Raw genomic sequence first — 14,723 nt, forward strand, 5'->3', positions numbered from 1 at the left:
ACCAACATCCGGGAGGAAGCACGATGCGCAAGACAACGAGGTCGTTGGTCGCAGCCACCTGCGCCGCATTCGCGCTCGCTGCCGCCGGTTGCGGCACCACCAGCGAGAACAGCGGGCAGGTGCAGCAGCAGGATCCCACCAAGAACTGCAAGGGCCCGGGTGGCAAGTACACGATCGGGATGAGCCAGGCCAACCTCGCCGAGCCCTACCGGGTCCGGATGGACGACGACATCCGCAACGCGGCGGGCAAGGTGCCGCAGTTCGACGTGCAGTTCTCCGACGCGGCCAAGGACAACTCCAAGCAGATCAGCGACGTCGAGAACTTCGTGACCAAGCAGGTCGACCTGCTGATGATCTCGCCGAACGAGGCCACGCCGCTGACCGACGTGGTGAAGAAGGCCTACAACAAGGGAATTCCGGTCGTGGTGCTGGACCGCAAGGTCGACGGCGAGGCCTTCACCACCTACATCGGCGCGGACAACGTGCAGATCGGGCGCCAGGCGGGCGAGTACTTCAAGAACACGCTGCTGCCGCAGGGCGGCAAGATCGTGCAGATCAAGGGCCTGTCCGGCTCGACCCCGGCCGCGGAGCGCGAAAAGGGCTTCAAGGAGGGCATCGCGGGCTCGAAGATCGAGATCGTGGACACCGCGGACGGCGAGTGGGAGCGCTCGGTCGGCCAGGAGAAGATGGACGCGCTGCTCAAGGCGCACCCGGACATCCAGGCGGTGTACTCGCAGAACGACCCGATGGCCGAAGGCGCGTACCTGGCCGCGCAGGCCGCCGGTCGCAACGACCTGAAGTTCGTCGGCATCGACGGGCTGCCGATCCCCTCCGGCGGCATCAAGGCCGTCGAGGAGGGTCGTCTGCAGGCCACCAACCTGTACCCGACCGGTGGTGCTGAAGCCGTGGAGGCGGCCAAGAAGCTGCTGGTCGACTGCCAGCAGGTGCCGAAGACGCAGACCCTGCCGACCGAACTGGTCACCAAGGACAACGCCGCCGAGGTCTACGCCCGGCTGAACCAGAGCTGACCCCGCCGATCCGGTCGCCGCGCTCCGGCGCGGCGGCCGGATTCGCGCCCACGCACCCGAAGTCGGGTGAACCGCGGCTCACGCCGTCCGATGTGGATACTTGCCGTGCCGAACCGATTTATTTGGTGGCACGGCCTTTTGCTGGAATCGGGCAATACACCTGGATGGTGGTTGTCGGCGAGATCGCGCCCGGTGACCATCAGATCGGGTGAATTAGCGTTCTTGATTCCCCGACACCGCAGCACTATCACTTCCTTCCCGGAGATCTCTTTCCTACGCTTTCGCGGAATGCGCGAGTGATCTTCCGCTGCGGAGCAGAACGAGAACTCGATCCAGTAGCCGCGCACCATCATCGGAACAGCTGCACCACAGTCCACTGAGGACAGTGATGCGTGGGGAGGCCGAGCACGATGAGAGTCCGCTCAGCAACGCCGCGGTCGAGCGGGAGACGCCGTGCCCGCGGAGTCGGTGCCTACCTGGGAGTCGTGGCGCTCGCAGCGGCCGGAGTGGTCGCCAACGCCGGCGTCGGGTTCGGCTCCGGTCAATTGCAGGCGCAGCCCGCAGCGCCGACCAAGGGACCGGTCGGCTGGGACACCTACCGCAACCTCGACTCGATGTCGCAGTCCCGCGGCGCCGAGCAGTCCCTGCAGTTCTCCAGCTACGACCGCACCGGCGGGAACAACGACGGGTTCCAGGGCACCTACTCCTGCCTGCGCATCTCCGACCGCGGTTGCGTGATCGGCGAGCACGACGGCCCCGGTGAGATCACCTCGATCTGGAGCACCCGGGAACCCCTCGGCGACGTCACCGCGACCGGCAACATCGTGATCGAGCTCGACGGCCGGACGGTGGTGGACGCCCCGTTCATCGACGTGGTGCGCGGCAAGCTGGGCGCCCCGTTCGTGTGGCCGCTGGTCGGCGACGACAACGACACCGCGGGCGGCGTGGTGATCAAGGTGCCGATGCCGTACCGCAAGTCGATGCGGGTCACCGTCGAGCACAACCCGTACTTCTACCACCTGTCCTACCGCGCCTTCCCCGACGCGGACGGGGTGCAGACCTTCAACCCCAACGAGCAGGCGACCGACGTCGTCGAGAAGCTGCGCCAGTTCGGCGTCGCCGACCCGAAGGGCAGCCCCAGCGGCACCCCGGTGCGCCGCGACTTCGACCTGGCGCCCGGCGCGGCCACCCCCGTCGCCGACCTGTCCGGCGCCGGCCAGATCAACCAGCTGCGGCTGAAGGTGCCGCAGGTGGTGGCCGCACCCCAGGTCGTCGACGACGGGCGGGCGTTCGGCGCGGCCGGGCGCAGCCGGTTCACGATGCGGGTGGCGCCGAACAACGACGGCATCCGGGTGATCAGGCGGTACGACCCGCAGATCGCCGACCAGGTCGGCAGCCTCAGCGTCGACGGGCAGCAGGTCGGCGAGTGGCGCAGCGGCGGCGCCGCACCGGGTTCGTGGGGCGTGCAGGTCATCGAGGTGCCGCCGACGGTGACCTCCGGCAAGTCCACGGTGGACGTCGAGAACAAGTTCATCTCCTCGTCGCTGGACTTCAACGAGTTCCGCTACGACGTGCAGAGCAAGGTCGGCGGCGACTGGGTCCGCACCGACGTCCTCGACCTCGGACCGGGCCACCCCGGCGAAGAAGCCGCGCACGGATACCGCATCGACAACCCGGTCTTCGCCCGCGAGAAGCTGGTCGGCCGCTACCCGACGAGGCCGGAGGACGTCGCCGCTTCCGACGAAGTGCTGGACAAGATGCGCCTGCGCATCAGCTTCGACGGCCAGACCACGGTCGACGCGCCGATCGGCGAGTTCTTCGGCAGCGGCCTCGGCGAGTACGACGTGCGCAACATGATGAGCTCGATCGACCCGGGTCTGGACGGCTGGTACACGTCCTGGTGGCCGATGCCGTTCGGCCAGAACGCCAAGGTGGAGCTGGTCAACACCGGCGGGGTGCCGGTGACCGGCGCGACCGCCGAGGTGACCAGCGCGCCGACCGCACCGGTCCCCGGCGCGGGCTACTTCCACGCCACCCACCACCGCGGCCAGACGGTGCCGGGCCAGGACTGGAACTTCCTGACCGCCAGCGGATCGGGCACCTTCTACGGCGTCACGCACAGCATGCGCGGGTTGATCCCGCCGGGTGCCAGGACGCGGTCCGACCAGCCGCTCTCCGACACGCGCGCCGGCACCCGCGATGTCAACACCCGCGAGGTCAACCAGCGCAACTACCTGGAAGGCGACGAGCGGTTCTTCGTCGACGGCAACCGCGACCCGGCCTGGCACGGGACCGGCACCGAGGACTTCTACGAGTCCGGCTGGTACTTCCGGTTCGGCACCACCTACTCGATGCCGTTGGCGGGCAACCCGTCGCACGAGATCAACGGCGACGGCTGCCAGTACGACTGCACGGGCGCCTACCGGCTGTTCGTGAACGACGCGGTGCCGTTCCGCACCGGCATCGTGGCGGGCATCGAGCACGGCCCGGTCAACGACGAGCCGGGCGACTACGGCTCGACGGCCTACTGGTACGGCGGGAACGCATCGGGCCGAGCGCTGCCCGGCCTCCCGCCGGTGCCGACCCAGTCGCCGAGCTCCCCGGCCCCGTCGGCGCCTCCGTCGGAAGCCCCGACCGGACCTCCGTCGACCCCGGCGTCGCCGGCCCCGTCGGCGACTCCGGCCCGGCCGTCGACCCCGGAGACGACGGCGCCGCACACCACGGGCCAGAACGACGGAACCCGGCCGTCCGACGTCGAACAAGCTGTCCAGGACGCCGTCGAAGAGCACCAGTCCAACGGCTGACCACCAGGGCGGAGCAGAGCGAACGGACCGTTCACCTCGAAAGGAGAGGTGGGCGGTCCGTTCGCTTCAGCCCTGCTGGGGCCGGGTGCTGCTGGCGCGGGCGACCAGGTGCGCGGAGAGGGTCGTCGTGGTCACCTCGCCCCGTTCACCGGCGATCCGCCCGAGGAGGAGCTGGGCCGCTACCGCCCCGACGTCGTAGGCGGGCTGGGCGACGACCGTCAGGGGCGGGTCGAGCAGGGTTGCCCACGGTGCGTCGTCGAAGGCCACCACGCCGATGTCGCGACCGGGACGCATGCCGAGCTCGGCGCAGGTCTCCAGCACGCCGACCGCCATCATGTTGTTGCCCACCAGCACCGCGTCCGGGCGGTCCGGCTGGGTCAGCAGCGAATGCGCGGCCTGCTTGGCGCCGGCCGCCTTGAACTCCGACCGCCGCACCAGCTCGTCGCTCTCCGGCAGCCCCGCGGTGCGGAGGCCGTCGCGGTAGCCCGCGAGCCGGTCGTCGGCGGTGAGCACGCCGCTCGGGCCGGTCAGGCAGGCGATCCGGCGGTACCCCTGGTCGGCGAGGTGCTGGACCGCCTCGGATGCGGCGAGCCGGCTGTCCACGAGCACGGTGTCGCTCGGCGAGTTCGGCAGCGGCCGGTCCACCGCCACGACCGGCGTGGTGTGCCGGCCGAGCAGCTCGGCGCTCTCGCCGTGCCCGGTGGGGGACAGCAGCACCCCGGCGACCCGCTCCTGCAGCGCGACGTCGATGTACTCGCGCTCCTTCTCCGGCTCGTCGTCGGAGTTGCACAGCACCACCGAGTAGCCCGCTGCGTGCGCCACGTCCTCGACACCGCGCGCGATCGCGGTGAAGAACGGGTTCTCCACGTCCGCGATGATCAACGCCAGCACCGCGGTCTCCTGCTTGCGCAGGTTGCGGGCCGGGCCGTTGGGCCGGTAGCCGAGTTCGGCAGCCGCGGTGAGCACCCTGGCGGCCAGCGCGGGGTCGACGGAGCTCTTGCCGTTGAGCGCGCGGGAAACCGTCGCGGTGGACACCCCGGCGCGGGTCGCCACGTCACTGATCGTCGCCACGGTTCCTCCTCGTGACCTCTTCCCGAGTGATGGCGGGCCACCTGCCTTGACAGCCCGTGTCCTGCCAGAATAGCGTCCGAGTAAACGATTGCTCGCCGGTGATATCGGCTTTTCGGACACGAGTTGTTCCGGTCGGGCGACCCCGCGGGGGAGCCCGCCGGGTGGTGCTGGTGGCGCCTCCTCGCCGCCGCTCCTGCGCAGTCAACGCCGCCTGTCGCTCAATTTGGAGGAACTGTGGCCCGCATCGGTGTCGTCAGCATTTCCGACGGTCGTCACCACGTCCACGCCCGCAACGCCGGCTTCATCCAGTCCAAACAGGACGGTCTGGTTCGGGCGCTGCGCGACGCCGGGCACGAAGTGGTGGTCGGCGACGACCTGGTGGCCACCAACGCGCTGGCCACCTCGGTGGCCCGCGAGGTCGCCGCAGCCGACGTGGACGTGACCGTCTTCTACTACGCGGTCTGGTCCTTCCCGCACTTCACGATGCTCGCCGCGGACGCGACCCGCAGTCCGCTGGTGCTGGTGGCCAGCACCGACCCGACCGAGCCGGGACTGGTCGGCATGCTCGCCGCCGGTGGTGCGCTGGACCAGATCGGTCGCCGGCACACCCGCGCGTGGGGCGCGCCGGACGACGTCGCGCTGGTCGAGAAGATCGGCGTGCAGGCCACGGCGTCGGCCGCGGTGAAGTCGCTGCGCGGTTCGACCTTCGGCCGGTTCGGCGGGCGGCCGATGGGCATGAACACCGCGGTGGCCAACACCGACCAGTGGATGCGCAAGTTCGGCATCGACGTCGAGGAGATCGACCAGTACGAGCTGGTGCTGCGCGCGGACAAGGCGGACGCCGGGGAAGCCCGCAAGGCCCGCGAGTGGATCGAGCAGCACGCGGCCGGGGTGCACTACGACGGCAAGAAGCTGACCCCGGATCTGCTGGAGCGGCAGCTGCGCTCCTACCTGGCGATCCGGGACATCATCGCCGAGCGCAACCTGGACTTCTCCGGGATCAAGGCGCAGCCGGAGCTGACCGAGAACTTCGCGACCATGGACGTCACCGAGGCGTTCCTCAACGACCCCTACGACTGGAACGGTCCGAAGGAAACTCACGTCTGTGCCACCGAGGCGGACATGGACGGCGCGCTGACCATGCAGCTGTTCAAGGCCATCTCCGGCAAGCCGGTGCTGTTCGCCGACGTCCGCCACTACCACGCCGACCGCGACATCTGGGACCTGTGCAACTCCGGTCAGCACGCCACCTGGTACGCCGCGCGCAGCGACGACCCGGCGGAGAACCTGGCCAAGGTCAACTTCTACCCGGAGGTGTTCTTCTTCCCTGCCGGTGGCGCGTCCGTCCAGCACATCGCGGCGCCGGGCGAGATGACGCTGGGCCGGTTGACCCGCGAGGACGGCGAGTACCGGCTGCAGCTGATGCTCGGCGAGTTCGAGAGCTACGACGACGCCACCAACAAGGCGCTGGTGGACCAGTCGACGCCGGAGTGGCCGCACGCCTTCGCACGCCTGGACGCGCCGGGCGAGCTGTTCCTGTCGAAGTTCGGCGCCAACCACATCCACGCCATCCCCGGCGACCACCGCGAAACCCTCCGAGCAGTGGCGTCCCAACTGGACGTCCGCCTCGACGAGTGGACCCGCGGCTGACCGCTGGGCGACGGACGCAAATTCAATGGAAATTGGACGTCCGATTTCCATTGAATTTGCGTTCCGCGCGTCGGGGAGACTGGGGCGCGGTGGGGGGACCGAAGGTGCGAGTTGAGGAGGCGTGGTGGCCGAGAAGGTTCTGCTCGGGATCGACATCGGGACGGCTAGTTCGAAGGGCGTGCTGGTCAGCACCGACGGGCGGATCCTGGCCCGGGCGAGTCGGCAGCACGAGACGTCCTACCCGCACCCGGGGTGGGTCGAGCACGATCCCGAATCGGTGTGGTGGGAGGACTTCCTGGCGCTGGCGCGGGAACTCGTCCCGGCCGCCGAAGGGCGCGAGATCGCCGGGCTCGGCGTCAGCGGCATCGGTCCGGTGCTGCTGCCCGCCGACGGCGACGGCAAACCCCTGCGCCCGGCGATCCTCTACGGCGTCGACACCCGCGCGACCGAGGAGATCGCCGAGCTGACCGAGGAATTCGGCGCCGACGAGATCCTGCGCCGGGGCGGCTCGGCGCTGTCCAGCCAGGCCGTCGGGCCGAAGATCCGCTGGCTGGCCAAGCACGAACCGGAGGTCTACGAGCGCACCGAGATGCTCCTGATGTGCAGCTCGTACCTGGTGCACCGGCTCACCGGTCGCTACGTGCTCGACCACCACTCGGCCAGCCAGTGCGACCCGCTCTACGACCTGCAGTCCCGCAGCTGGGCGGAGGACTGGGTGCAGCGCGTGGCACCCGGGTGGGCGCTGCCGGAGCTGGCCTGGCCGACCGAGGTCGTCGGGCATGTCAACGCGCGGGCGGCGGCCGAAACCGGTCTGCCGGAAGGACTTCCGGTCACCGCCGGAACCGTGGACGCCTGGGCGGAAGCCACCAGCGTCGGCGTGCGGCAGCCGGGCGACGTGATGCTGATGTACGGCACCACGATGTTCTTCGTCCAGGTCCTCGACGAGGTGCGGCCGCACCCGGCGCTGTGGGGCACCTGCGGGGCGTTCCCCGGCACGTACACGCTGGCGGCGGGCATGGCGACTTCGGGCGCGGTCACGCAGTGGCTGCGGAACCTGGTCGACGGCGAGTTCGCCGACCTGGTCGAGCAGGCCTCGGCGGTTCCCGCGGGCAGCCGCGGTCTCCTGCTGCTGCCGTACTTCGCGGGGGAGCGGACGCCGATCTTCGACCCGGACGCGCGGGGGATGCTCGCCGGGCTGACCCTCGAGCACGGCAGGGCCGAGCTGTACCGGGCGGCGCTGGAGGGCATCGGGTTCGGCGTCCGCCACAACCTGGAGGCGATGGGCGAGGCCGGCGGCACGGCCGGGCGGCTGGTCGCGGTCGGCGGCGGCACCCAGGGCGGGTTGTGGACGCAGATCGTCTCCGACATCACCGGCCAGGAGCAGCAGGTGCCGGGCGAGACGATCGGTGCGGCCTATGGCGATGCGCTGCTCGCCGGGGTGGGCACAAGCACGGCCGTCGAGCCGGACAGCTGGAACCCGGTGGCTCGCACCGTCCGACCGAACCCGGAGCACACCGAGCGTTACGACACCTACTTCCGCCACTACCGCGACCTCTACGACTCGACGGTGCGGATCGCGCACTTCTTGGCTGGTGAGCAGCGTGCGGCGGATGAGCGCGGCTGATTCGCCGATGACGCTCCACTGATCTTGTTAAGCTCATGCATTCGAGTGAGCTTTAGCTAGATCGGGGAGGGCTCGGGGCGGATGTCGGTGACGCGACGTGTCCTGGCGGCCTGCTTCGCCCTGATCGCTCTGCTCACCGCCGGGTGCTCGCGCGTCTCGGGTGCCGACGAAGCTCCGCAGGTCGAGGTGGCGACGCGCGACCTGGGCGCGGCCGAGGTGGTGCGCGACCAGGTCTACGCCGAGCACGACACCGGTGCGCTGAAGCTGGACCTGTTCCTGCCCGCTCGGCAGCAGACCCCGGCTCCGCTGGTGGTCTACGTCCACGGTGGCGGCTGGGACGCCGGCAAGCGCACGATCGACGCGGACCTCAGCGCCACCGAGGCCTTGACCACGCAGCGCCTGCTGGAACGCGGCTACGCGGTCGCGACGGTGGACTACCGGCTGACCGGGCTGGCCCAGGCTCCGGCGCAGCTCATCGACGTCGCCGACGCGGTGCGCTGGTTGCAGCAGCGTTCCGGTCAGTGGGGCCTCGACGGCGATCGGGTCGCGCTCTGGGGCGCGTCCGCGGGCGGGCACCTGGTGTCTCAGCTCGGTGCGATCGCCGGCGACCTGGACAAGCCGGGCGGCGGGCTGACCGGGATCCGCGCGGTCGTGGACTGGTTCGGCCCGACGGACATGAGCGCGGAGGCGCAGCGCGCGCAGCCGCACATGCAGGAGTACGCGCGCCGGGTGGTCGAGCAGCTGCTCGGGTGCATGCCGGTGGACTGCCCGGAGAAGGCGGCGGCGATCAGCCCGGTCCGCAACCTCTCCGGCGACGAGCCGCCGTTCCTGATCCAGCAGGGCACGGCGGATTCCCTGGTCCCGCTGGAGCAGAGCCTGGACTTCGCGGCCGACCTGCGCCGCCGCGGCGTGACGGTGGAGATGCACCCGTACGAGGGCCTGGACCACGGCTTCGGCAAGGGCCCCCACACGGCCCTGATCGCGGACACCGTCACGGCCTTCGTCGAGACCTACGTCTGACTGAGGGTTTTCCACCCTCGTCCTGCACTGGTACCTCCGGCCGTTTGGCCTGGTAGGTGGTCGTGAGTACTTTGGGGCGTTATAGCAACCCAAAGTGCTCACGACCCGAGTTGCACCGTCCTCAGTGGACGACCTGTCAGCGGGGTTCGTTCTCCGCGCTCTGGACGAGTTGGGGTGCGTCGTCCTCCGGGAGCGGCGTTGAAGTGCCGTTGACAAGGGCGTCTTCGTTGCGGCGGACCGAGTCGACCGTGCCGGAACCGGCTGCTTCGGCCAGGGGCTGGACCGCGCTGCGGAAGGATTCGAGGGCGTCGAGCTCGCGGCGCCGGGCCGAGACGAAGCGCTGGAGGTGCGTGCTGGAGAGGTTCACCGCTTCCACCGCGCCGTTCGCGGCCCGCTGGGCCCGGACCGCTTGGCCGCGCACCTGCTCGATGTCCTCGGCGATGGTGCGTTCCGTGCCCGCGAACATCGCCGCCGAGGCCAGCACCGCGAAACCCGTTGGTCCGCACAGGAAGACGCGCTTGTCCAGCAGCCAGGTCAGCAGCTGCGGGTCGGTGTCGAGGGCGGCGACCACTGCCGCGTCGGACGGCACGAACATGATCGAGCCGTAGATCGCGTCGGCCCACTTCTGGTAGCCCTTGCCCGCGAGCTCGGTGGCGCGGGACCGGATGTTGCGCACGTGCACCCGCAGCGCGTCGCGGCGCTCCTCGGCGTCGTCGGTCTCCATCGCCTCGGCCCACACCGCCAGGCTCGCCTTCGCGTCGACCGGGACCTGCCGGCCACCGCCGACCTCGAGCACCATGTCCGGCCGGGCCGCGCCGCCGCCTGCGAGGTCGGTCTGCAGCGTGAAGTGGATGCCTTCGCGCAGGCCCAGCGACCGCGCGGTCTCGACCAGGACCTGCTCGCCGAGCTCGCCGCGGCCGGTGATCGAGGCGAAGGCCACCTCGTACCGGCGCAGCGCGGCCTGCTGCTCGGTGCTGCGGGCGCGTTCGGCCTCGACCATGCGCAGCGCCTCGTCGGCGCGGTGCGCGCTGTCGGTGTACAGCCGCCAGATCAGCACCAGCGCCGCGGCGAACAACAGCGTCAGCACGACGACGATGGTGATCAGGACGCCGGTACCCACATGAGCTCCGTCCGGTAGTGGCCGCTTCCAGCCCAAATGATGGCCGACCGACCCGACAAGATCACGCACCCCGGCGCGAGCCCCGCGCCACCCGCAGGGCGGTCACGAAATCGACCCAGCTCGACAGCACGTGATCGGGCTGTCACGCGATGGGGTGGGGGTGTCCGACACGCCGAAGCGATGTGGGGGGTCGACGGGGATCCGGTGGGACGTCGATAGCTTGAGGTCCATGCGGGTACTGCACACCTCCGACTGGCACGTGGGCCGGACGTTCCACGGGCGCGACCTGCTCGGAGATCAGGAGGCCGTCCTGGGCGGGCTGGCCGATCTGGTCGTCGAGGAGCAGGTCGACGTCGTCGTGGTCGCCGGGGACCTCTACGACCGCGCCGTGCCATCGGGCGAGGCCGTGCAGACCTGCGTGCGCGTCCTCGCGCGGATCCGCGAGGCGGGCGCCCAGCTGGTGGTGACCTCCGGCAACCACGACTCGGCCGCGCGGGTGGGCGCGTTCGCCGAGTTCGCCGCGGCCGGTGGCCTGCACCTGCGCACCCAGGTCGCCGGGTTGCACGTGCCGGTCGAGCTCGCCGACGAGCACGGCCCGGTCGCCGTCTACGGCATCCCGTACCTGGAGCCGGATCCGGCGCGCCGCGCGCTGCAGATCTGCTCGGACGTGCCGGGGGCCAGCGCGGAGATCGAGTCCCGCGGCCACACCGCGGTGCTCACCGAGGCGATGAACCGGATCCGCGCCGATCTGGCCGGGCGCCCCGGCGGAACGCGTTCGGTGGTGCTGGCGCACGCGTTCGTCACCGGCGGTGACAGCAGCGAGTCGGAGCGCACCATCGCGGTCGGCGGCGTCGAGCAGGTGCCGGGCTCGGTCTTCGACGGCGTGGACTACGTCGCACTGGGCCACCTGCACGGTCCGCAGCGGATCGACGAGCACCTGCGCTACTCCGGCAGTCCGCTGGCGTACTCGTTCTCCGAGGCCAAGCAGCGCAAGTCGGTGTGGCTGGTCGACCTGGACGCCGACGGCCTCGCTGGCATCCAGCGCCGTGAGCTACCGGTCCCGCGCCGCCTGGCCACCGCGCAGGGCGAGCTGGCGGACCTGCTCAACGAGCCCGAGCACGCCGAGCTGGAGGACTGCTACCTGTCGGTGACGCTGACCGACGAGGTCCGCCCGCTGGAGCCGATGCGCCAGCTCCAGCAGCGGTTCCCGCACGCGGTCCACCTGGAGTGGAAGCCGGCGACCGGCCGCGCGACCGCCCCGCTGCGCTACGCCGAGATCGTGCGGGGCCGCGACGACCACGCGCTGGCCGACCAGTTCGTGGCGGACTGCCGGGGCTCGGAGCCCAGCGAATCCGAACGCGCGCTGATCGGCGAGGCGCTGCGCGCGGTCGCTGCCGCGGAGGGGACGCGATGAGACTGCACAGCCTGGAAGTCACCGCCTTCGGCCCGTACCGGGACCACCAGGTGGTCGACTTCGACGAATTGGGCGCCGACGGCCTGTTCCTGCTGCACGGCGACACCGGCGCGGGCAAGACGACGCTGCTGGACGCGGTCGCCTTCGCCCTCTACGGCTCGGTTCCGGGCGCCCGCGGCCAGGTCAAGCGGCTGCGCTGCGACACCGCCGCGGCCGACGTGGCGACCACGGTGGTGCTGGAGCTCACCGTGCAGGGCCAGCGCCTGCGGCTGGAGCGCAGCCCCGAGTACGAGCGGCCGAAGAAGCGCGGCGACGGGTTCACCACGCAGCAGGCGAAGGCCTCGCTGACCTGGGTGGACGGCGCCCCGACCGAGTACCCGCCGGAGGGCCTGACCCGGATCGACGAGGTCGCGCGCACGGTCCAGCGGCTGCTGGGCATGACGGTCGAGCAGTTCTTCCAGGTCGTGATGCTGCCGCAGGGCGAGTTCGCCCGGTTCCTGCGCTCGGACACCGCCGAGCGCGAGCAGCTGCTGGAGAAGCTGTTCGGCACCCAGCGCTTCGGCGAGGTCGAGCGCTGGTTCGTGGAGCGCCGCCGGGAGCGCGGCCGGGAGGTCGAGGCGCAGACCCAGCAGGTGCGCGAGCTGCTGGCGCGGGTCTCGCAGGTATCCGGTGTCGCGCACGAGTCCGATGTGGACGATCAGAGCTGGTTGGAGGACATCGAGAAAACCGCGGTCCGCGAGCTGGAAGGCGCGCAGGTCGAGCAGTCCCGGCTGCGCCGCGACCGGGAGTCCGCCGAAGCAGCGCTGGCGGAACGCCGGGAGCTGGCCGACAAGGTGCGCCGGGTTCGTCAGGCGAACGCCACGCTCGCCGAGATCGGGGAGAAGCAGGCTGAGCACGACGCCTGGCGCGCGGAGCGGGAGGCAGCGCACCGCGCAGTCCCGGTCCTGGCCGCGCACCGTGCGGTCCGCCGTGCCGAGCAGGAACGGGACAAGGCGAGCGCCGAGGTCGTCGCCGCGGCGACGCGGTGCGGGCTGGATGCGGAAACGCCGCTGGAGGACCTGCGTACCCGAGCCGGGGCGCGGCGAGAGGAAGCCGGTGCCCTGGCGCACCTGGTTCCCGAGGCGCAGCAACAGGAAACCGACCGCCGCCGGGCGACCGAGCTCGCGGAGCAGATCACCCGGGACGAGCAGCGCGAGGCGAAGCTGCTCGAACAGCAGACGGCTCTTCCGGAACGCATCACCACTGCCCGCGAACAGGTCGAAGAGGCCAAGCACGCGGAACTCCGCCTGGAGAGCGTGCAGTCCAGGGGAACTGAGGTCGCAGCGCTGCTGAACGCCGCGCGCGAACTTCCGGCTGCGCAGCAGGCGCTCTCGACGGCGACGTCCAGCGCCCAGCAGGCGGTCGATGCGCACCAGCAGGCCCGCGACCTGCTCCAAGACCTCCGAGCCCGTCGTCTCGCCGGCATGGCCGCCGAACTCGCGACCCGGCTCGCCACCGGCGATCCCTGCCCGGTGTGCGGCTCGGCCGAACACCCCGCACCAGCCGAGCCGATCGACGACCCGGTGCGCGCCGAGGACGAGGAGAAGGCCCAGCTCGACGAGCAGCAGGCCCACGCACGCCGCGAGAAAGCGGCGGTTGAAGCGCAGCGGGCGCAGCAGAAGGTCGACGGCCTGGTGGAACGCCTCGGCGACCGCACCGAGTCGGAGCTCGCGGCCGAACTGGAAGAACTGCGAGCGGAGCGCGCCGCGTTGCGGAGCGCGGCGGAGCAACTTCCGCAGCGCACCAACGGCCTGGCGGAGCTGGAAGCCTCCACGGAGCGCTTGGCCGAGCAGCTGTCGCAACTGCGCACCGGCCTCGCGACCGCGCGTAGCGAGCACACCACTCTGCTATCCACAGTGGAAGAACGGGAGCTGCGGTTGCGAGAAGCGCGCGGCGACTTCCCCAGCATCGCCGACCGCCGCGCACATCTGCTCGACGTCGCAGCCCAGCTCGAACAGCTGGTAGCGGCCCGAACCGCCCGCGACGACGCCGCACGCCGCCTGGCCGAACAGCAGGAGGCCCTCGCCGAAGCCGCAACCTCAGCAGGATTCGACGACCCGGCCGCTGCCCTGGCCGCCGAGCGCAGCGAGGAACGGCTCACCCAGCTCGCCGAGGCGCTAGCCGAGGTCGAAGAGCGCGCCGCAGGCGCCCGCGCAGCGCTGGCAAGCGCGGAGCTGGTCGGAGTCGACGGAACCGCCGAGGTCGGCCTCGAAGAGGCCACCGAGGCGGCGACCGTCGCGCGCGAAGCGGCGGAGCGCGCAGTTGCGTTGGCGCATCGCGCCGAGCAGCGGCAGCGCGACATCGCGCAGCTCGCGGAGCGCTTGCGCGGAGCGTGGGTGGAGCTCGGGCCGGCGTTGGCGGAGCACGCCGAGCTGGAGGCGTTGGCGGACGTGGTCAACGGTCGCGGGCAGAACGCGCGGAAGATGTCGTTGCGCGCGTACGTGCTGGCCGCTCGGTTGGAGGAGGTCGCCGTCGCGGCGACCCGGCGGTTGCAGCGGATGAGCGGCGGGCGGTACTCGTTCGTGCACTCCGATGCGGCCGGGGCGCGCGGTACTCGCGGTGGGCTCGGGCTCGACGTGCTCGACGACTACTCGGGCAAGATACGTCCGGCCAAGACCCTCTCCGGCGGAGAATCGTTCCTTGCCTCGCTCTCGCTGGCGCTCGGACTGGCGGACGTGGTGGCGGCGGAGACCGGTGGTGCGCTGCTGGACACGCTGTTCATCGACGAAGGCTTCGGCACCCTCGACGCGGACACCCTCGACCTGGTCATGGACACCCTCGACGACCTGCGCGCGGGAGGCCGAGTGGTCGGCCTGGTCTCCCACGTCGAGGAGATGCGCCAACGAATCGGCGTCCGCCTCCGCGTCCGGAAGTCCCGAGAAGGCTCCACCCTCGAGCTCCAAACCTGATCGTGAGTACTTCGGGGTGCCAGAGCACCCCGAAGTACTCACGA

General features: G+C 70.8%; 9 protein-coding genes. 7 read left to right on the forward strand and 2 right to left on the reverse strand.

The window, feature by feature from the left end; all coding sequences use genetic code 11:
- The first annotated feature begins 23 nt into the window (after positions 1-23).
- On the forward strand, positions 24-1,028 hold the full coding sequence (locus ABTZ89_RS06645; RefSeq protein WP_270948885.1) for a substrate-binding domain-containing protein: 1,005 nt from the start codon (positions 24-26) through the stop codon (positions 1,026-1,028).
- 485 nt (positions 1,029-1,513) lie between these two features.
- Positions 1,514-3,832: a glycoside hydrolase family 172 protein gene (locus ABTZ89_RS06650; RefSeq protein ID WP_351041012.1), complete on the forward strand. Its 2,319-nt coding sequence runs from the start codon at positions 1,514-1,516 to the stop codon at positions 3,830-3,832.
- A 66-nt stretch (positions 3,833-3,898) separates the two neighbouring features.
- On the opposite strand, the gene ABTZ89_RS06655 is transcribed toward ABTZ89_RS06650, so the two are convergent.
- Entirely contained in the window at positions 3,899-4,903 is a 1,005-nt protein-coding gene (locus tag ABTZ89_RS06655; RefSeq protein ID WP_351041015.1) for a LacI family DNA-binding transcriptional regulator, read from the reverse strand.
- A 234-nt stretch (positions 4,904-5,137) separates the two neighbouring features.
- On the opposite strand from ABTZ89_RS06655, the gene ABTZ89_RS06660 reads away from it, so the two are divergent.
- From ABTZ89_RS06660 to ABTZ89_RS06670, 3 genes are all read left to right on the forward strand, one after another.
- The gene (locus ABTZ89_RS06660) at positions 5,138-6,553 is read left to right on the forward strand and encodes an L-fucose/L-arabinose isomerase family protein (RefSeq protein ID WP_351041018.1); all 1,416 of its coding nucleotides are present in this window, start codon (positions 5,138-5,140) and stop codon (positions 6,551-6,553) included.
- Between the two features lie 124 nt (positions 6,554-6,677).
- Positions 6,678-8,177, forward strand: a complete 1,500-nt coding sequence (locus ABTZ89_RS06665) for an FGGY-family carbohydrate kinase (RefSeq protein ID WP_351041020.1) — start codon at positions 6,678-6,680, stop codon at positions 8,175-8,177.
- Positions 8,178-8,258: 81 nt separating this feature from the next.
- Positions 8,259-9,197 (forward strand): alpha/beta hydrolase fold domain-containing protein, encoded by a 939-nt coding sequence (locus tag ABTZ89_RS06670; RefSeq protein WP_351041023.1) that lies wholly within the window; start codon positions 8,259-8,261, stop codon positions 9,195-9,197.
- A 136-nt stretch (positions 9,198-9,333) separates the two neighbouring features.
- Here the strand turns inward: ABTZ89_RS06670 and ABTZ89_RS06675 are convergent, their stop codons facing one another.
- Positions 9,334-10,317 (reverse strand): DNA recombination protein RmuC, encoded by a 984-nt coding sequence (locus tag ABTZ89_RS06675; protein ID WP_351041026.1) that lies wholly within the window; start codon positions 10,315-10,317, stop codon positions 9,334-9,336.
- A 229-nt stretch (positions 10,318-10,546) separates the two neighbouring features.
- Between ABTZ89_RS06675 and ABTZ89_RS06680 the strand changes: the two genes are divergently transcribed.
- Together ABTZ89_RS06680 and ABTZ89_RS06685 are read left to right on the forward strand one after the other, a co-directional pair.
- On the forward strand, positions 10,547-11,731 hold the full coding sequence (locus ABTZ89_RS06680) for an exonuclease SbcCD subunit D (RefSeq protein WP_351041029.1): 1,185 nt from the start codon (positions 10,547-10,549) through the stop codon (positions 11,729-11,731).
- A complete protein-coding gene (locus tag ABTZ89_RS06685) occupies positions 11,728-14,679 on the forward strand; it encodes an AAA family ATPase (protein ID WP_351041032.1) in 2,952 nt (983 codons plus the stop codon). The genes ABTZ89_RS06680 and ABTZ89_RS06685 overlap by 4 nt, the downstream gene beginning before the upstream one ends.
- Positions 14,680-14,723: the final 44 nt, after the last annotated feature.

Origin of the sequence: Saccharopolyspora sp. NPDC002686 (genome assembly GCF_040295745.1) — a bacterium.
Classification (GTDB): Bacteria; Actinomycetota; Actinomycetes; order Mycobacteriales; family Pseudonocardiaceae; genus Saccharopolyspora; species Saccharopolyspora oryzae.

Bases quoted from the DNA above. Each gene is read 5' to 3' on its own strand.
- ABTZ89_RS06645 (WP_270948885.1), top strand. From the start codon at position 24: ATGCGCAAGACAACGAGGTCGTTGGTCGCAGCCACCTGCGCCGCATTC.
- ABTZ89_RS06670 (WP_351041023.1), top strand. From the start codon at position 8,259: ATGTCGGTGACGCGACGTGTCCTGGCGGCCTGCTTCGCCCTGATCGCT.
- ABTZ89_RS06680 (WP_351041029.1), top strand. From the start codon at position 10,547: ATGCGGGTACTGCACACCTCCGACTGGCACGTGGGCCGGACGTTCCAC.
- ABTZ89_RS06685 (WP_351041032.1), top strand. From the start codon at position 11,728: ATGAGACTGCACAGCCTGGAAGTCACCGCCTTCGGCCCGTACCGGGAC.